This is a genomic window from Erythrobacter sp. 'gip.4 top 5' (assembly GCF_056495765.1).
The window spans coordinates 679,898-697,500 of the sequence record NZ_CP200270.1; the positions used below are offsets into that span (position 1 = coordinate 679,898).

17 protein-coding genes and 1 rRNA gene (1 of these 18 cut by a window edge) are annotated in these 17,603 nt (G+C 62.6%); 10 read left to right on the plus strand and 8 right to left on the minus strand.

Annotation, left to right across the window (positions count from 1 at the left end; genetic code table 11):
- Positions 1 to 35: 35 nt before the first annotated feature.
- The 3 genes from ACRANW_RS03265 to ACRANW_RS03275 are packed head-to-tail and all read left to right on the plus strand — an operon-like array spanning position 36 to position 2,737.
- Positions 36 to 686: a 3-oxoacid CoA-transferase subunit B gene (locus ACRANW_RS03265; RefSeq protein ID WP_479433129.1), complete on the plus strand. Its 651-nt coding sequence runs from the start codon at positions 36 to 38 to the stop codon at positions 684 to 686.
- Positions 686 to 1,570, plus strand: coding sequence for an alpha/beta hydrolase (locus ACRANW_RS03270; protein ID WP_479433130.1), 885 nt, complete (start codon positions 686 to 688; stop codon positions 1,568 to 1,570). The genes ACRANW_RS03265 and ACRANW_RS03270 overlap by 1 nt, the downstream gene beginning before the upstream one ends.
- A gap of 3 nt (positions 1,571 to 1,573) precedes the next feature.
- Positions 1,574 to 2,737: a CaiB/BaiF CoA transferase family protein gene (locus ACRANW_RS03275; protein ID WP_479433131.1), complete on the plus strand. Its 1,164-nt coding sequence runs from the start codon at positions 1,574 to 1,576 to the stop codon at positions 2,735 to 2,737.
- Between the two features lie 122 nt (positions 2,738 to 2,859).
- Here the strand turns inward: ACRANW_RS03275 and ACRANW_RS03280 are convergent, their stop codons facing one another.
- From ACRANW_RS03280 to hisS, 7 genes are all read right to left on the minus strand, one after another.
- On the minus strand, positions 2,860 to 4,068 hold the full coding sequence (locus tag ACRANW_RS03280; protein ID WP_479433132.1) for a DUF418 domain-containing protein: 1,209 nt from the start codon (positions 4,066 to 4,068) through the stop codon (positions 2,860 to 2,862).
- A gap of 24 nt (positions 4,069 to 4,092) precedes the next feature.
- Positions 4,093 to 5,316: a methionine adenosyltransferase gene (gene metK, locus ACRANW_RS03285; RefSeq protein WP_479433133.1), complete on the minus strand. Its 1,224-nt coding sequence runs from the start codon at positions 5,314 to 5,316 to the stop codon at positions 4,093 to 4,095.
- Positions 5,317 to 5,414: 98 nt separating this feature from the next.
- Positions 5,415 to 7,016, minus strand: coding sequence for an apolipoprotein N-acyltransferase (gene lnt / locus ACRANW_RS03290; RefSeq protein WP_479433134.1), 1,602 nt, complete (start codon positions 7,014 to 7,016; stop codon positions 5,415 to 5,417).
- A gap of 8 nt (positions 7,017 to 7,024) precedes the next feature.
- Positions 7,025 to 7,963, minus strand: a complete 939-nt coding sequence (locus ACRANW_RS03295; protein WP_479433135.1) for a DUF4167 domain-containing protein — start codon at positions 7,961 to 7,963, stop codon at positions 7,025 to 7,027.
- Between the two features lie 272 nt (positions 7,964 to 8,235).
- Positions 8,236 to 9,057, minus strand: a complete 822-nt coding sequence (gene prmC, locus ACRANW_RS03300; RefSeq protein ID WP_479433136.1) for a peptide chain release factor N(5)-glutamine methyltransferase — start codon at positions 9,055 to 9,057, stop codon at positions 8,236 to 8,238.
- On the minus strand, positions 9,057 to 10,124 hold the full coding sequence (gene prfA / locus ACRANW_RS03305; protein WP_479433137.1) for a peptide chain release factor 1: 1,068 nt from the start codon (positions 10,122 to 10,124) through the stop codon (positions 9,057 to 9,059). The genes prmC and prfA overlap by 1 nt, the downstream gene beginning before the upstream one ends.
- Before the next feature lie 110 nt (positions 10,125 to 10,234).
- The gene (gene hisS, locus ACRANW_RS03310; protein ID WP_479433138.1) at positions 10,235 to 11,482 is read right to left on the minus strand and encodes a histidine--tRNA ligase; all 1,248 of its coding nucleotides are present in this window, start codon (positions 11,480 to 11,482) and stop codon (positions 10,235 to 10,237) included.
- Between the two features lie 102 nt (positions 11,483 to 11,584).
- On the opposite strand from hisS, the gene ppa reads away from it, so the two are divergent.
- The gene (gene ppa, locus ACRANW_RS03315) at positions 11,585 to 12,118 is read left to right on the plus strand and encodes an inorganic diphosphatase (protein WP_479433139.1); all 534 of its coding nucleotides are present in this window, start codon (positions 11,585 to 11,587) and stop codon (positions 12,116 to 12,118) included.
- A 51-nt stretch (positions 12,119 to 12,169) separates the two neighbouring features.
- Here the strand turns inward: ppa and ACRANW_RS03320 are convergent, their stop codons facing one another.
- Positions 12,170 to 12,547 carry a hypothetical protein gene (locus tag ACRANW_RS03320; protein WP_479433140.1) on the minus strand — a complete coding sequence of 126 codons (378 nt, stop codon included), beginning with the start codon at positions 12,545 to 12,547 and terminating at the stop codon, positions 12,170 to 12,172.
- A 273-nt stretch (positions 12,548 to 12,820) separates the two neighbouring features.
- Here ACRANW_RS03320 and lptB point away from each other — a divergent pair, with 273 nt between their 5' ends.
- From lptB to ACRANW_RS03350, 6 genes are all read left to right on the plus strand, one after another.
- Positions 12,821 to 13,597 (plus strand): LPS export ABC transporter ATP-binding protein, encoded by a 777-nt coding sequence (gene lptB, locus ACRANW_RS03325; RefSeq protein ID WP_479433141.1) that lies wholly within the window; start codon positions 12,821 to 12,823, stop codon positions 13,595 to 13,597.
- 9 nt (positions 13,598 to 13,606) lie between these two features.
- A complete protein-coding gene (gene rpoN, locus ACRANW_RS03330) occupies positions 13,607 to 15,106 on the plus strand; it encodes an RNA polymerase factor sigma-54 (protein ID WP_479433142.1) in 1,500 nt (499 codons plus the stop codon).
- A gap of 204 nt (positions 15,107 to 15,310) precedes the next feature.
- Positions 15,311 to 16,006: a response regulator transcription factor CtrA gene (gene ctrA, locus ACRANW_RS03335; protein ID WP_054119309.1), complete on the plus strand. Its 696-nt coding sequence runs from the start codon at positions 15,311 to 15,313 to the stop codon at positions 16,004 to 16,006.
- A 115-nt stretch (positions 16,007 to 16,121) separates the two neighbouring features.
- Positions 16,122 to 16,328, plus strand: coding sequence for a hypervirulence associated TUDOR domain-containing protein (locus ACRANW_RS03340; protein WP_479433143.1), 207 nt, complete (start codon positions 16,122 to 16,124; stop codon positions 16,326 to 16,328).
- Positions 16,329 to 16,377: 49 nt separating this feature from the next.
- Complete coding sequence (gene trmB, locus ACRANW_RS03345; protein ID WP_479433144.1) at positions 16,378 to 17,079, plus strand: tRNA (guanine(46)-N(7))-methyltransferase TrmB; 702 nt, start codon at positions 16,378 to 16,380, stop codon at positions 17,077 to 17,079.
- A 483-nt stretch (positions 17,080 to 17,562) separates the two neighbouring features.
- Positions 17,563 to 17,603 (plus strand): 16S ribosomal RNA (locus tag ACRANW_RS03350) (it continues 1,446 nt past the right edge of the window).

The window sequence follows — 17,603 nt, forward strand, 5'->3', positions numbered from 1 at the left end:
GCGCCCACAACCATATGTATCACGGAGTTTTTTGAATGGCTGAGACATTGACCGGGTGGACCCGCGACCAAATGGCCGCCCGCGCCGCGCGCGAATTGCAGGACGGCTATTATGTCAATCTGGGTATCGGTATCCCGACGCTGGTGGCCAACCACATTCCCGATGGGATGCTGGTGACCTTGCAGAGCGAGAACGGGATGCTGGGCATTGGGCCGTTTCCCTATGACGACGAGGTTGACCCCGATCTGATCAACGCCGGCAAGCAGACCATCAGTGAACTGCCGCACAGCGCCTATTTTGACAGTGCCACCAGCTTTGCCATGATCCGCGGCGGGCATATTGATCTGACCGTGCTGGGCGCGATGGAGGTGGCCGAAAATGGTGACATCGCCAACTGGATGATCCCGGGCAAGATGATCAAGGGTATGGGCGGGGCGATGGATCTGGTCGCAGGGGTCAAGAAGATCATCGTGGTGATGGACCACACGGCCAAGGACGGTAGCCCCAAGTTCATCCCCGCCTGCACGCTGCCGCTGACCGGTGCGGGGGTGGTGGACATGGTGATCACCAATCTGGCGGTGTTCGCGCGGCCCGATCATGCCTCGCCCTTCCGGCTGGTCGAGATGGCGCCGGGCGTGACCGAGGCCGATATCGCGGCGACCACCACCGCGCAGTACGTTTTGTGATGCGCCGTAGCCTTGCGATCGCGGTGGTCGGGGTGGCTGCGGTGATCGGGGGCTTCCTCGCACTTACGTCGCCCCCGCGGCTGTTGTCTCACTATGATCGTGTTGCGGGCGGCACGTCCGGCGCGATGCAGAGGGCCGAAGGTGTCGCCTTTGGCACGCACGGCCAAAAGCTCGATATCTGGACGCCTGAGACCGCGCCCGATGCTTACTTGCCCGTCGTGGTCTTCTGGTACGGCGGCGGCTGGGCCAAGGGCGACCGCACCTCTTACGCCTTTGCTGGACGGGCGCTGGCGCGTGCGGGCTTCATCGTGGTGGTGCCTGACTATCGCAAGGTTCCCGATATCCGCTTCCCGGCATTTCTCGATGACGGGGTCGAAGCGCTGGCGTGGGTGCGCGATAATGTCCGCGATTATGGCGGCGATCCGGACCGGGTTGCGGTGATGGGCCATTCGGCGGGGGCTTATCAGGCGATCATGCTGGCGCTGGATGCGGAGCGGCTGAAGGCAGGCGGGATCGCATCGGATTTCATCAAGGCGGGGATTGGCCTGTCGGGACCATACGATTTCTACCCGTTTGATAGCCCCCGTTCGATCGCGGCGTTCAGCCAATGGCCGCAGCCTGCCGCAACGCAGCCGATCACCTTCGCCCGCGCCGATGCGCCGCCGCTGCTGCTGGTCACGTCCGAGGGTGACGAGACCGTGCGCCCGCGCAATACCAACAATCTTGCGGCCCGCTTGCGCGAACTGGGCGCGCCGGTGGAGGTCAGGAATTACGGCCCGCTCGATCACGAGGAGATCGTCATGGCTCTCTCCGTGCCGTTTCGGAGCAAGGGCACGGTGCTGGCCGACAGCGTTGCCTTCCTCAAGGGGCGGATGGGGAAATAAGCCATGTGGCTGGCCGAACCCCGTAATTCTAATGCGCCGTTGGCGGGGCTGAAGGTGGTCGAGCTGGCGCGGGTGCTGGCAGGGCCGTTCTGCGGGCAGATCCTCGCAGACCTTGGCGCAGACGTTATCAAGGTCGAAAGCCCGGAAGGGGACGGAACCCGGTTGTGGGGGCCGCCCTGGGTCGAGCGGACCGATGCCAGCGGCACAGTTCACCGCGAGGCGGCCTATTATCACGCCTGCAATCGCGGGAAGCGATCGATCATCGCGGATTTTGGCGATGCGGATGATCTGGCGCGGGTGCGGGGCCTGTGCGCCGAGGCCGACGTGGTGATCGAAAACTTCAAAACCGGCAGCCTTGCCCGGTTCGGGCTCGATTACGCCAGCCTTTCGGCCAGCAATCCGGGTCTTGTGTATTGTTCGATCACCGGCTTCGGCCAAACCGGGCCGCGCGCGCATGAAGCGGGGTATGATTTCGTCGCCCAAGGGATGAGCGGGCTGATGGCGCTGACCGGTGAGCCGGAGGGGCAGCCGGTCAAGATGGGCATTTCGATCAGCGATCTGGCCACCGGTGTTTGGGCCGCAAACGGGGTGCAGGCGGCGCTGCTGATGCGCGAGCGGGCGGGCCCAAGGCAGGGGTTGGGGCAGCAGGTCGATATGAGCCTGCTCGATTGTTCGGTGGGATTGCTGGCCAATCAGGCGACCTATCTGTTCACCACCGGGCAGAACCCGCCCCGAATGGGCAACGCCCACGCGCAGGTCGCGCCTTACGGTGTTTTCGCGGTGAGCGACGGGCATGTGATCTTGGCGCCTGCCAATGACGGGCTGTTCGGCAAGCTGATGGCGGTGCTGGGACTGGATCATCTCGCTTCGGATTCGCGCTTTGCCGCCAATGGCGATCGCACCGCCAATGCCGCTGCGCTGGATGCGCAAATCGCTGCGGCCACCATCGGGTTCACCAAGCAGGGCTTGCTTGATGCCTGTCACGCGGCAGGCGTTCCGGCGGGGCCGATCAACCAGCTGGACGCGGTGTTTGCCGATCCACAGATCGTGGCGCGCGGGATGCGGGTGGAGCTTGGCGGGATGGCGGGGGTGCGCAGCCCCTTCACCTTCTCCGATGCCGAACTGGCGCTTGACCGTCCTTCACCGATCCATGGTGAGCACAACTGACGGGCCTCCAAGCCGCTGTTGGAGACACATGAGACACTGTCCTGAACCGGAAAACCCGCCCTTTGCGCTGCACGATCAGTGAGAGCAAGAGCGATGGGCGGTGGGTCATCGCGACATTCGTGTCAGGCCTTGCCCACGTAGGAAAGCGCCCTTGCCCCTGCACGCCACAGCCGCTCGAACGGGCCTTGGCCAAACCGTGCAACCCAAGGCGACGACCACGCCAGCATCGCGGCCACCGGCACCAGCCCCAGTGCGAAGGCCTGCCAACGCGTGACATCGCCAAACAGTCCCAGCCCCCACCCGGCGAAGATCGCGGACAAGATCACGCTGGTCATCAGATAATTCGTCAATGACAGCCGGCCGGCGGCGGACAGGGCATGGGTCAGGCCATTGGGCTTGATCAGGAACGCCATCGCCAGCGCGGCGTAACTCAGCGCCAGCGCCATATCGAACGGGGCGGACAGCACCAGCGTCACCGGCCCCACCAAGGCTGCGGGAAAGCCCGTTTCTTCAAGCCACAGCGCCAGCAGCAACAGCCCCGGCAAAGCCACCAGCGCCGCGATCCCGGCAATCCTTTGCAGCCGGAAGGTGCGCCATTCGCCCTTGAGCATTCCTCCGCGCCACAGGCCCATGCCCAGCGCGATCCCCGCAAGGTTCAGGGGCAGGGAGGCCACCACGGTGGCCAGTTGCGCCGGGATCGCCAGACTGCGGCGCGCCACGCGTTCGGCCAGCCCTTCGCGCCCTTGGTCCAGCAGCATCGTGATCGTCGGCGCATCGCGGCCAAATTGCCGCTCTGCCCACAGCAGCGCGTCAGCCCCGCCGTGCCCTGCCTGAAACGCGATCAGGGGCGCGCCCAAAGCGACCAAGCCGAGGGCGACATGAACCACCAGCAGCCCAAGCGCGACCGCGATCAGCGACCGCGCCGGCAATCCTGCCAGCAGTGGCAGCGCCAGCCCCGCTAGGGCATAAGCGCGCAACACATCATTGCTGGCGAGCACAGTCGCATGGGCAAGGCCAATGACCAGCAGTATGATCATGCGGGCATAATGCGACCGCCAGGGCGCTGCACCGCCGCGCTCGATCAGGATCAGGCATCCCGCGCCGAACAGCATCGCGAACAGAGTGCGGAACTTGTCTTCGATGAAGACGAAACTGCCCAGCCACACCCAATAATCGGGTGGACTGACACCGCCATAAGAGAGGGGATTGTAATAGGCCGGGCTGGGCAGCGCGAAAGCGATGACATTCATCCCGACGATCCCGATCACGGCAATGCCGCGCAGCGCGTCAAGCGCGAGAATGCGATCGCAAGGGGCCAAGGGCGCTGTCATGATAACAGCACCCTTACGCCAGAATCAGACCAAAGCAGCCTTCAGATCTGCAACCAGATCAAGCCGCTCCCACGGGAACAGGTCGCCTTCCGCCTTGCGACCAAAATGGCCATAGGCGGCGGTCGGCTGATAGATCGGCTTGTTGAGGCCAAGATGCGTGCGAATGCTGCGCGGGGTCAGGCCGCCCAGCTTGCCAATGCCGAGAATTGCCTGTTCGATTTTGTCGTCGCCAACCGTGCCGGTGTCATGCGTGTCGACATAGAGCGACAGCGGCTCGGATACGCCGATGGCATAGGCGATCTGGATGGTGCAGCGCGTGGCAAGCCCTGCTGCAACCACGTTCTTGGCCAGATAACGGGTGATATAGGCAGCACTGCGATCAACCTTGGTCGGGTCTTTGCCGCTGAACGCGCCGCCGCCATGCGGGGCTGCGCCGCCATAGGTATCGACGATGATCTTGCGACCCGTCAGGCCCGCGTCGCCATCCGGCCCGCCGATTTCGAAGGCACCGGTCGGGTTGATGTAATACTTGGTATCGCGCAGCAGCACCGGCGGGATCACCTCGGAAACGATGCGCTTCACATAGGCTTCCAGCATGGCATATTTGGCGGGATCGGCGTGATCGCCGGTCAGGCAATAGCCCTGCTTGTGCTGGGTCGAGACGACCACGGCGGTTGCTGCGACGGGCAGCGATTGTTCGTAGCGCAGCGTCACCTGGCTCTTGGCGTCAGGCTCAAGGAACGGGGCTTTGCCGGCGTGGCGATCCGCCGCCATGCGTTCAAGGATCTTGTGGCTGTAATACAGGGTCGCTGGCATCAGATCGGGGGTCTCATCGGTCGCGTAACCGAACATGATCCCCTGATCGCCTGCGCCTTCGTCCTTGTTGTCGCCCGCGTCCACGCCTTGCGCAATTTCCGCAGACTGACCGTGCAGGTTGTTCTGGAAGGTGAAGGTCTCCCAGTGGAAGCCCGACTGCTCGTACCCGATGCGCTTCACGGTGGCGCGGACGGTGGCTTCGATCTCTTCCTTGGCGCCCGGAGCCCATTCATTGTTTTCGAACACGCCCTTGCAGCGAATTTCGCCCGCCAGCACGACCAGCTGCGTGGTGGTCAGCGTTTCGCAGGCGATGCGCGCTTCGGAATCCTTCGACAGGAACAGATCGACAATCGCGTCCGAAATCTGGTCCGAAACCTTGTCGGGGTGACCTTCAGAGACGCTTTCGGACGTAAAGAGATAATTGGTGCGCATGGGTATCCCCGGGGGCTGAAACTGCGGTTCTGCGCCGGATAAATGACCCTTATAGAGATATAAGGAAACCTTTATGTCCGGCGCTGTGCGGGTTTGCCCTAGCCGCGCGCACGCAGCAGCGCAAGCGCTCTCGGAAGGGCCAGCCCCAGCGCCACAAACAGCGCCGCCCATGCCAGCGTGAGCGTATGGCCCCACTGCGCAAACAAGGTCGGCGGGGCTGCTGCGGGGATGAAGCCTTCCAACGCGTCCGCTTTACCCATGCCGATGGTGTTGCGCACCACACCGTTCGCGTCGATCACCGCGCTGATCCCGGTTGTGGTGGAACGCAGCACCGGCAGGCCTTCTTCGGCGGCGCGCATCCGCGCTTGGCCCAGATGCTGCGGTGGACCCCAAGCGCCGAACCAGCCGTCATTCGAAGGATTGAAGATGTAATCGGGGCGGTTCGCTGTGTCGGCGACCGCGCCCGAGAACACAATCTCGTAACAGATCATCACGCCCGCCTTGCCGTGGACACCCAGATCGAGCGTGCGCGGGCCGGGGCCGGGCAGATAGTCGATGCTGCCTGCCACCAGTCGCGACGCGCCCAGCGGTTCAAGCAGCCAGCGCATCGGCAGATATTCGCCGTAAGGCACCAGATGCGCCTTGTCGTAACCGGCCAGAATCGTGCCCTCACCGTCCAGCGCCATGACCGAATTGCGCGCACTCAGGGCCGCCGGGATGCCATCGGGTCGCGGGCCGATATTGAGGTTCACCACCCCGGTCAGCAGCGTCGATTGCGGGCCGATTACGGTGCCGATGCGCTGGCGCGCGAGCACCGGATCGCCACCGGCAGTCATCTGCATATAGTAGCGATCAGGGTAGCCTTCTTCGAGATAGTCGGGAATCGCGCTTTCAGGCCACAGCACCAACCGCGACTGGTCCCGCCCCGGCGCAGTGAGGCGCGTGATCCGGGCGAAATGTTCGTCAAACTTGGCCGGATCGTTGATTTCGGATTGCGGGAGATAGGGCTGGACCAGGGTGTAGCGGACTGTGCTGTCGGGCGTTTCGCCGGTCGGAACGAACATTCCAGCGGTCAGCAGCATCGCAAGACCCGCCGTGGCGACCCAACGACGCGCGGCAAGACCCGCCAGCAGTATCGCGGCGAACAGCACCGCAAACCCCGATAGGGCGTAGGTGCCGACAAACGGCAGGTAACGCGCCAGACCCTGTGTCTCCCACCCGCCGAGAAGCATCAGTCCCACCGGCGGCCACGGATAGCCGGTGAACACCCAGCCGCGTAAAGCTTCGGTGACGATCCACGCGCCTGCCAGCACGAGCCCGAAGGCCCATATGGGTTGCCTGCGCGCACAAATGTGGGCTGCCAGCGCGGCCAGGGCGGGATAGACGGCGAGATAGAGGCACAACAGCGGCACCGCGGCCCAGCCCAGGATCTCGGGCATCTTGGCCTGATGGGTAAAGGCGGTCGCGATCCAGTTATTGGCGAGTGTCAGATGCGCCCAGCCAAAACACCAGCCCAGCCACAGCGCGCCGCGCCGGGTCAGAGTTGTGTGGAGCAGCCACATGAAGCCGGCCAGTGCGGCAAGGCCAAGCGGCCACAGGTGCAGTGGCGGGTAGGCGCAGGCTCCGATCAGCCCGAGCGCGATGGCGGCAAAGGCCGGACGCTGCTGCGCCAGCGCCGCTAACGCAGCCAGCCGTTCCATCGCGGCAATCAGCCCACCGTTTCGAGCGTGCCGTCGCTGTCGCTGCCGTTGGCGCCGCCCTTGGTGCTGACCTTGGCGCTGCCTTTGGCGTCGGGGCGGCTATCATCGCTGCGGATCGAAGGCGGAAGGATCGACGAATCGATACCGCCCACATCCTTGCCACGATCATCGCCGCCGCCATCGTCGGCCATCTTGCGCGGCTTGCGAGTGCGGACCGGCTTGTCCGCACGGGTTTCGGCCGGCTTTTCAGCGCGGGGTGCTTCGCTGCGTTCGGCCCGTTCCGGACGCGCCGCACGCGGAGCGCGCTCGCTGCGTTCGGCGCGGTTATCGTCACGACCGTTTTCGCGCGGCCCGTTTTCGCGCGGTTTACGCGGCTGACGGCGGGCGACGGGCTGCCGGGACTGCTGTTCACCGCGCCCGGAATCGCGGCCATCATCACGCTCGGAATTGCGGCTATCATCACGGCCATCGGACGATGACGCTTCACCTTCCTGGCCTTGTTCGCTGTTTTCTGCATCACCGCGCCCATCACCGCGCCCGTCACCGCGCCCATCACTGCGCGATGCGTTGCCCTGCTCTTCGTAACGCGAGCGCGAGGAGGGTTCGTTGCGCCGGACTGACCCGAAATCGAGATCGTCTTCGCCGTATTCCTCGGCCTGGTCGCGGTCGTCGTTCCGACGCGGTGCGCCCCGCTGTTCGTCAACCCGGGCCTTGTTGTCGGCGTTCACCCGGAAATAGTGATCTGCAAACTGCAGATAATATTCCATCTGGACCCGGTCGTCATTGTGGTGGGCGTCCTGCGCAAGCTTTTTGTACTTGTCGAGCATCTGGGGGGCATTGCCCCGCGCACGGCTATCAATCCGGTTCAATTGGGCGCTGTTGCCGCCCTGATTGCGGTTGCCGCGTCCACGACGACGGTTATTCCGGTTATTGTTGTTGTTATTCAAGGAAGACATTCCTTATCAGCGGCCTGGTGCAAAATGATGCCTGCACGCCCGGCCAAAGAGCCCTTGTCCCAGCGCATTCCGCCTGGCCTGGACAATCCGTCCAACCGAGGCGTGCCGCGCGCTCCGCGCTGCCGCAGCCGGGGACACGCCCTGACGGCCGGTTCAGCTGAGTTTAGGAGCTTGGCTCAGCGATTTGCGCCCTTCGCAGATCATCTGGCCTGTTGTGGACGTAGCGATGCCAAAGCGGTTTGCCAAGCCCCGCCGCGCTTTTCTCAATGGAGAATCAGCGCGCGGGGACGCCCGGCCAGATCGCGGCGCAGATCTGTGATGAAGCCCGCCGCTTGGGCGAGGGCGCTGACCGCGTCGCCCTGATTGGCGCCGATCTCAAGGATCGTGACTGCTTGCGGCGTCATCAGCCTACGCAGTTGCGGGAGCAGTATCCGGTAATCATCAAGGCCTTCCGTTCCGGAAAACAGCGCGCTGCCCGGCTCGTAATCGCGGACCTGCACGTCGAGCGCAGCGTTGGCTTCGACATAGGGCGGGTTGCACAACACAAGGTCGAAGCTGCCAAGATCGCTGGCCCAGCCAGGCTGGCACCAGTTGCGCTGGTGCCATGTGCTGCGGGCCTCCAGTTTGAGTGCGAGGGCATTGCGGTTCGCCACCGCCAATGCGCCAGGCGATGCGTCGATGCCGACCCCTTTCCAGTGCGGGCGCTCTGCCAGCAGCGCGAGCAGCAGCGCGCCCGATCCGGTGCCAAGATCGATTGCTCGGCCATGTTCGCCGGCCCGCTCCAGCGCGGCTGTGATCAGCGTTTCGCTATCTGCACGCGGGATCAGAGTGTCGAAAGTGACCGAAAGCGTCAGGCCGTAAAATTCGGCGATGCCGGTGATGTAGGCAACAGGTTCGTGCTGCGCGCGGCGGTCAATCAGCGCGGCGAAGTTGTCAGGTGCGCGGTCCCGCATCGCCGTGAGCAGCATGCCAGACCGGCTGACACCCAGCGCGTGTGCCATCAGCCATTCCGCATCCAGCCGTGCGGTGTCGCTGGTGGCGGCGAGGCGCGTTGCGGCGGCGCGGATGGCTTCGCCAACGGTCATTACTCAGCCAGCGTTGCCAGCCGCTTGCCCTCGTCTTCGGCGATCAGCGCGTCGATCATCTCGCCAAGGCCCACCCCGGCCAGCACTTCCTCCAGCTTGTGCAGCGTCAGCCCGATGCGGTGATCGGTGACGCGGCCTTGCGGGAAGTTGTAGGTGCGGATGCGTTCCGACCGGTCGCCGCTGCCGACCATCGCCTTGCGCGCCTCGGCCTCAGCGCCCTGGGTGGCCTCGCGCTGGGCATCATAAAGCCGCGTGCGCAGCACCTGCATCGCCTTTTCCTTGTTCTTGTGCTGACTGCGTCCGTCCTGACAGGTGACGACGGTGCCGGTCGGCAGGTGAGTGATCCGCACGGCGCTGTCAGTGGTGTTGACGTGCTGGCCGCCTGCGCCGCTGGCGCGGTAGACATCGATCTTGAGGTCTTTTTCCTCGACCGAAACGTCCACATCATCCGGCTCGGGCAGCACCGCCACGGTCGCCGCCGAGGTGTGAATGCGCCCGCCGCTCTCGGTCACGGGAACACGCTGCACGCGGTGGACGCCGCTTTCGAACTTCAGCTTGGCAAACACGCCGGTGCCGGTGACCGTGGCGATCACTTCCTTGAACCCGCCGATGTCTGAGGCGTTGATGCTGACAGGCTCGACGCGCCAGCCCTGCTCGGCGGCGTATTTTTCATACATCCGGTAAAGATCAGCGGCGAACAGCGCGGCCTCGTCGCCCCCGGTGCCGGCGCGGATTTCGAGCATCGCGGGCTTGGCGTCGGCGGAGTCGCGCGGCAGCAGCGCAATAGCGAGGCGGCGTTCGAGATCGGGGAGGGTGGCCTTGATCTGGGCGAGTTCCTCCTCGGCCATGGCCTTCATTTCGGGGTCGGCGAGCATGTCGGCGAGGCCTGCCATTTCCTCGCGCGCGGATTTCACTGCGGCGGCGATTTTGGCGACGGGTTCCAATTCCGCATAGTCGCGGCTGGCGCGCACGAAAGCCTCGCCCTCCAGCGTGCCCGACGCCATGCGCGCTTCCAGCTCCGCAAAGCGGTGCGCGATCTGGTTGAGCCGTTCGGGGGGGATTTGCATGGTTGGCTGATTACTCGTCTTCCCGGACGTGATCCGGGATCCCGCTTCTAAATGGCCCGCCGCGAGAAGAAAAGCGGGGCCCCGGGCCAAGCCCGGGGAGACGATGATTGTTAGGTGCGTGAGCTCAGGACGGCAGATAGCTTCGGGTCAAGGTCGCCACCTGCGAACCCGTAGTAGCCTTCTGCATTTACTCTCAGGATCGCTCGAGGCTGCTGCCTTACGGCTTTGTCATAGCGCTTTTTGGGCGAACCGGTCGCCAAGATTTCCGAAACAATGCCACCATTGCGAAGGTCGGCGAGCAAGGAAAGCGCCGCGCTCAGACCGGCATCGTCCTCTACGAGCACCATTGCTTCGAGCGGTTCAGCCTCCCGCGCCCCCACCAGCATCGCCAGCCGCTCAATCCCTGCAGCCCAGCCCACCGCAGGCGTCGGCGCGCCGCCGAGCGATTCCATCAACCCGTCGTAACGTCCACCGCCCAGCACCGTGCTCTGGCTGCCCAAAGCCGCTGCCGAGGCGCTACCCTCGTCGGGGATGAATTCAAACGCGGTGTGGCGGTAGTAATCGAGGCCGCGCACCAGGCTCTCGGCCCGCACCCACTTCACGCCCGCCGCATCGAGCCCGCTGGTGACGGCGGCGAAGAAGGCGCTGGCCTCCTCCGACAAAAACGCATCAATCTTGGGCGCATCGGCCAGAAACGGCTTGTCGCGCGCATCCTTCGAATCGAGAATCCGCAGCGGGTTCTTCTCCAGCCGCTCCTGCGATTCTTCCGACAGCTGATCCTTCACCGCCCGGAAGTACTCAATCAAGGTCGCCCGCCACGCGTCCCGGCTGGTCGCATCGCCCAGCGTGTTGAGGTGCAGCGTCACATCATGGATGCCCAGCTCGCGCAGCAGCTGATCCGCCATCGTCAGCAGTTCCACATCGGCCTGCGGCTCGCCCGCGCCGATTACCTCGGCGTCGATCTGGTGGAACTGGCGGTAGCGGCCCTTTTGTGGGCGTTCATACCGGAACAGCGGGCCATGTGTCGCCACCTTCAGCGGCGCATATTGCTGCCAGCCGTTGGTGAGGAAGGCGCGGGCGATCCCGGCGGTGAATTCAGGGCGCAGCGTCAGCGATTCCCCACCCCGGTCGTCGAAGGAATACATTTCCTTGGACACCACATCGGTCGTCTCGCCAAGGCTGCGCGCAAACACTTCGGTCTTTTCGAACACCGGCATTTCCACCCGGCGGAACCGGTACAGGCGGCGCACGCGCTCGAAGGTTTCGACCACATAGGCGAAAGCCTCGGCCTCGGCGCCGAAAATGTCCTGGGTGCCCCGGATGGCGTTGGGTGTTTTGGCGGAGGTGTTCTTGCTCATGTGGCGCGCGATTAGGCCCACACAGCCCCTTTCGCAATCCTGCGACACGCATTAAGGCGCGCAGCAACACCTCTTGCAACGCACACAACAAAGAGAACCGTCATGCGCATCGACAAGATCCCCACCGGCGTGAATCCGCCCGAAGATCTCAACGTCATCATCGAAGTGCCCACCGGCGGCGAACCGGTGAAGTACGAATTCGACAAGGAATCAGGCGCGCTGTTCGTTGACCGCATCCTGCACACGCCGATGCGCTACCCCGCCAATTACGGGTTTGTGCCCCACACGCTTTCGCCCGATGGCGATCCGATCGATGCGCTGGTGATTTCGCTTTCGCCTTTCATTCCGGGCTGCGTGGTGCGCGCTCGCCCGATTGGTGTGCTGAACCTTGAAGACGAAAAGGGCGGCGATGAAAAGCTGATCTGCGTGCCGGTGAAAAGCACGTTCCCCTACTTTGCCGACATCGACGAAGCGACTGATCTGCCTGCGATCATTTGCCAGCAGATCGAACATTTCTTCACCCACTACAAGGATCTGGAAACCGAAAAGTGGGTGCGCGTGGGCAAGTGGGGTGACGCTGCCGAAGCGCGTCGTCTCACGCTGGAAGCGATTGAACGGTACGAGGCCCAGAAATAGGCCGTGGTCGCTGCGTCCCGCGCTGGCCTACACGTGGGACGCACAAGCGTTTCAAAAAACGCGCAAGATAGCTGCGATCATCAAGGTGATCGCAAAGGGTAGACCGATGGCCAGCGCCCACAGCGCCGCGACATCACGCTTGAAGAGTGCAGCATAACCGGGATCGATCGCATCGGCATCGTTCAGGGTGGTCCAACGCCGTTCAAACCAGCGGCAGACCGGGATAATTCCGGCGACCAAAACGATAAGAGCGAGAAAGGGCAGCATCCCCGAACTGCCTTCGGAGAGCGCCTTGATGGTCACGAAAATCTGCAAGGCGGTGTAGGCCAACAGGCCATAGGCGACATGGTCGCTCATCCCCTTGCGCCAATCGCGGTGTGTGGATGCCGGCAGTGTCTGACTATTGCCGCTCTTGTCCGTTTTCATCATGAAAGCCGCTCCCCCACGGTCTGTTGTGCCGCTCCCCCACGGTCTGTTGTGATGCGGGCAGTATCGCAAAGCTTTTCCAGAGTTGCAAGAAGGCCCCAAATCCTGCCATTTTGTTGCGTATTATGCAGGCAGGCTGAGCAAACCGCGCTGATAATGCAGGGCTTATCAGGCCGCAGCGCAAGCCAGATGAAGGGCGCTCCGAATAAGCAATAATCCTGCAAACGTCCTGCGCCCCTTTTCTGAAGCCCCAAGACTGCTAAAGCCTGCAGGCATATGAGCACCACCCTATCCGATACGCCCACCGAGGCAGCGCCGGTCCAACCGCTCGGCAGCGGGCTTGAGGTGATCTCGATTGCCAAGAGCTACGACAAAACCGCCGTGCTGACCGATATTTCGCTGAGCGTCGCGAAAGGCGAGGTGCTGGGCCTGCTCGGCCCCAATGGCGCAGGCAAGACAACGTGCTTCTATTCAATCATGGGGCTGGTGAAGCCCGATTCGGGTCGCATCCTGATGGATGGCGAGGATGTGACCAACCTCCCGATGTATCGCCGCGCGATCCTTGGCCTTGGTTATCTGCCGCAGGAAACCAGCATCTTTCGCGGCATGACCGTAGAACAGAACATCGCCTGCGTACTGGAACTGGGCGAGCCCGATGCAGCGACCCGCGCTGACGAATTGGAGCGGCTGCTCGACGAATTTGGCCTTACTCGCCTGCGCAGCTCGCCTGCGATGGCTTTGTCTGGCGGGGAGCGGCGGCGCTGTGAAATCGCCCGTGCGCTGGCGGCCAAGCCGTCGATCATGCTGCTGGACGAGCCGTTTGCGGGGATCGATCCGCTGTCGATCAGCGACATCCGCGAGCTGGTGCGCGATTTGAAGGCGCGGGGCATCGGGGTGCTGATCACCGATCACAACGTGCGCGAGACGCTTGATATCGTGGACCGCGCCTGCATCATCTATGGCGGGCAGGTGCTGTTTGCCGGTTCTCCGCAGGAACTGGTCGCGGATGAAAATGTCCGGCGACTCTATCTCGGCGAGAGCTTCACGCTTTAGCGGCCCGCGATGGCATTAGGCCCCCGCCTCGATATCCGGCAAACGCAATCGCTGGTGATGACGCCGCAATTGCAGCAGGCGATCAAGCTGCTGGCGGCCTCCAATCTCGAAATCGAAAGCTTCATAGCCGACGCGCTGGAGGCCAATCCGCTGCTCGACACGGGCGGGCCTGCTGATGGCGGTGCCGAGCCGGAGCGGATTGAAATTGCCGCGCCGGCTGGCGAAGATGCGCCCGCCGATCAACTGATGCTGGCAGGGGGCGGTGAAGGGGATGCTCCGCTCGATCTCGCTTCGGTCGACCGCGATTGGGACACAGGTGACGGGGAGGCCCGCACTGCCCGTGATGCCGAATGGGGCGCCGCGGCATCGGGCGGGAGTGACTTTGACGACATGCCCGATTGGGAGCAGCTGCGCGCCGCCGAGGTGACTCTGACTGAACACCTCGAAGGGCAAATCGGCGCGTTGACGAATGATGCGCGCATGGCCTTCGTTGCACGGCACATTGTCGGCCTGCTTGATGATGCGGGCTATCTGACCACACCGATCAACGAGGTGGCCGACGATCTGGGTGTTGAAGGGTTCGAGGCGGAGGCCGCGCTTTCTCTGGTACAATCGCTTGATCCGTCGGGGGTGGGTGCGCGCAATCTTGCTGAATGCATCGCCATTCAGGCGCGCGAGGCGGACCGCTATGATCCGTGCATGGCGGCGCTGATCGCCAATCTCGATCTGGTCGCGCGCGGCGAAGTGCAGCGTCTCAAACGCCTGTGCCGCGTCGATGACGAGGATTTTGCCGACATGCTGCGCGAATTGCGCAGCTACAACCCGCGCCCTGGCCTCGCCTTTTTGCCGTCTGATAGCACGACGGTGGTGCCTGACATTCTTATCGCCGCCAATGCGAGCGGCGGATGGGACATCGCGCTCAACGAAGAGACCCTGCCCAAGCTGATCGTCAATCGCGGCTACTTCGTCGAACTCAACGCTGGTGCCACCAGCAAGGAATCGCAAGGTTGGCTAAAGGAGAAGCTGGCGGATGCGCACTGGCTGATTCGCGCGCTCGATCAGCGGCAAAAGACGATCCTGAAAACCGCGGCCGAGATCGTGAAGCAGCAAGACGGCTTTTTCCGCCGCGGCGTTGCCGAACTGCGCCCACTGACGCTGCGCGAGGTCGCCGAGAGGATCGAGATGCATGAAAGCACGGTCAGCCGCGTTACCAGCAACAAGTATCTCGCCTGCGCACGCGGGACGTTTGAACTCAAATATTTCTTCACCAGCGGCGTGGGTTCGTCTGATGGCGAAGGCGCCTCTTCGGCGGCGATCAAGGCGCGGATCAAAGCATTGATCGATGCCGAGACGGCGAAGAACATTCTGTCCGATCAGCAATTGGCCGAAATGCTGGGCGAAGAAGGCTTCGATCTCGCCCGGCGCACGGTGGCAAAATATCGCGAGGCGATCGGCCTGGGATCAAGCGCCGAGCGGCGACGGGCGAAAAAGCTGGCGGGCGCATCTTAGGACTTTCCCGCAGGCGACAGCCTTTATGTAAACGCGTAATACCATAGCACAATCGTGCTCCACGGGGGTGTGGCGCGAAAGACTCATCGCAAAACGTTAACGCCTTAAACGTCTTATTAACCTTTTTTGGTGAGAAGTGGCGTGGTTAACAGATGGCAACCTCTCCTAAGCAGGGGTTACCAAGGGGTAAGACAGGGGACTAACATGCGCGTTCTGCTGATCGAAGACGAGCCGACCACCGCCAAGGCGATCGAGCTGATGCTCACTACCGAAGGCTTCAATGTCTATTCGACCGATCTCGGCGAAGAAGGCTTGGATCTGGGCAAGCTGTATGATTACGACATCATCCTGCTCGACCTGAACCTGCCTGATATGCATGGCTATGACGTGCTGAAAAAGCTGCGTGTTGCCAAGGTGCAGACCCCGGTGTTGATTCTCTCGGGCATCAGCGAAATGGATTCCAAGATCCGCAGCTTCGGCTTCGGCGCTGACGATTACGTCACCAAGCCGTTCCACCGCGAAGAGCTGGTCGCCCGCATCTATGCCGTGGTGCGCCGTTCGAAGGGTCATTCGCAGTCGGTCATCCGCACCGGCAAGCTGGCGGTGAACCTTGATGCCAAGACTGTCGAAGTCGATGGCAGCCGGGTCCACTTGACGGGCAAGGAGTATGCGATGCTCGAGCTGCTGTCCTTGCGCAAGGGCACCACGCTGACCAAGGAAATGTTCCTCAACCACCTGTACGGCGGGATGGACGAGCCCGAACTCAAGATCATCGACGTGTTCATCTGCAAGCTTCGCAAGAAGCTGAGCCTCGCGTGCGGCGGTGAAAACTACATCGAAACCGTATGGGGCCGCGGATACGTGCTGCGCGATGACGAAACGGTGGTCGAAGCGGCCTGACCGCTTTTACATCTGAGCGCAAAAAGGCCCCGTGTCGCAAGACATGGGGCTTTTCCTTTGGAACACGATCTGCTGCGCCGTCTTGCTACCGTCGCACACGTGAAGGAGCATGAACATGGCAGACAATCTGAAGGCAGGCGACAAAGTGACGTGGTCGAGCCACGGTGGCACGGCCCATGGCAAGGTGGTCAAGAAGATCACCGAAGAGATGACGATCAAGGGCCACAAGGTCGCCGCGTCCGAGGACGATCCGCAATACCTTGTCGAAACCGACGACGGGAAGCAGGCCGCTCACAAGCCGTCGGCGCTGCGCATGGCGTGATCGGCTCGGGCGTTGACCCGGCGGTCTGGCCCTGCCAACGGCTGCGCCTATGACAGCATTCAAGGACGGTGATCCGACCACTATTGCGCGGCTTTACGGTCGCACCGTTGGCAAGAAGTTGCGGAACCGTCAGCAGGGGTTGGTCGATAACCTTCTGCCCAAGGTTTCGGTGCCTGCCGATGGCGAGGTGACGTCTGAAATCCTGTTCGGTGATTCGCGCCCGGTCCATTTCGAGATCGGTTTTGGCGGCGGGGAGCACCTGGCCTATCGCGCCGACCTGCTGCCCGACCACGGATTCATCGGCGCCGAGCCTTTCGTCAACGGGGTGGCGCAGGCGCTGACTCATGTCGAGGACCAGCATCTTGCCAATATCCGGCTGCATCTGGGTGATGCGTTGGAGGTATTGGCGCGAATGCCTGATGAGAGCGTAACAATGCTCTATTTGCTTCACCCCGATCCATGGCCGAAAGCGCGTCATGCCAAGCGGCGCATGATGAATGATGGCCCGGTGAGGCTGATCGCTGACAAGTTGAAACCGGGCGGTGAGTTTCGCTTCGGCACCGACCATGCTGTGTATCTGCGCCATGCACTAATGGTGATGCAGCGCCACACCGATCTGTTCGAATGGGTGGTCGATAAGCCTGTTGACTGGCAGCTGCGCCCATCTGGCTGGCCCGAGACACGCTATGAGCACAAGGCGCGCACGGTTTATGGTCATGAGGTCTGGTACTTCCGGTTTCGGCGGAAATAGCGCCGGGCCGCAGTCTAACCCAGACAGGCCAAAGCCGAGATGCGGTTGTTTCCCAGAAATGAAACAAAATTGCAAAAACGGTCTTGACCGAATCTGTTGGTCGACCTAGATGGGCTTCACCGACGCGGCGCAGACGGTTTTAGCTGTAGTGCCTGGGTTGGTCGCCAACATAAACGGATAGCCGGTTCCTCGGTATAGATCGGGGGTAGCATGGCTGTCCGCTATTACTGTCTGGTGGTTCTTTGACATTGTTGATTTTTGATGAAGGGACATGTGGGCGACGGCGCCCGGTCTGGGGACCTCAAGGCTCCGGGTACCGGTTAATTTAAGCCGATGCCGCGTTTGTTGCGACCACCACGGTTGCGGCAGATGTTAAGCATGTTCATTCGTATCCATTACGTTTGACAGCAGGTATTGGCTCCTTGCAGCTCATGCCGGACTGGTTGGTGGGGATTTATCCTCGCGCTGGTTTGGTGTGTGACACAACTTGAGAGTTTGATCCTGGCTCAGAACGAACGCTGGCG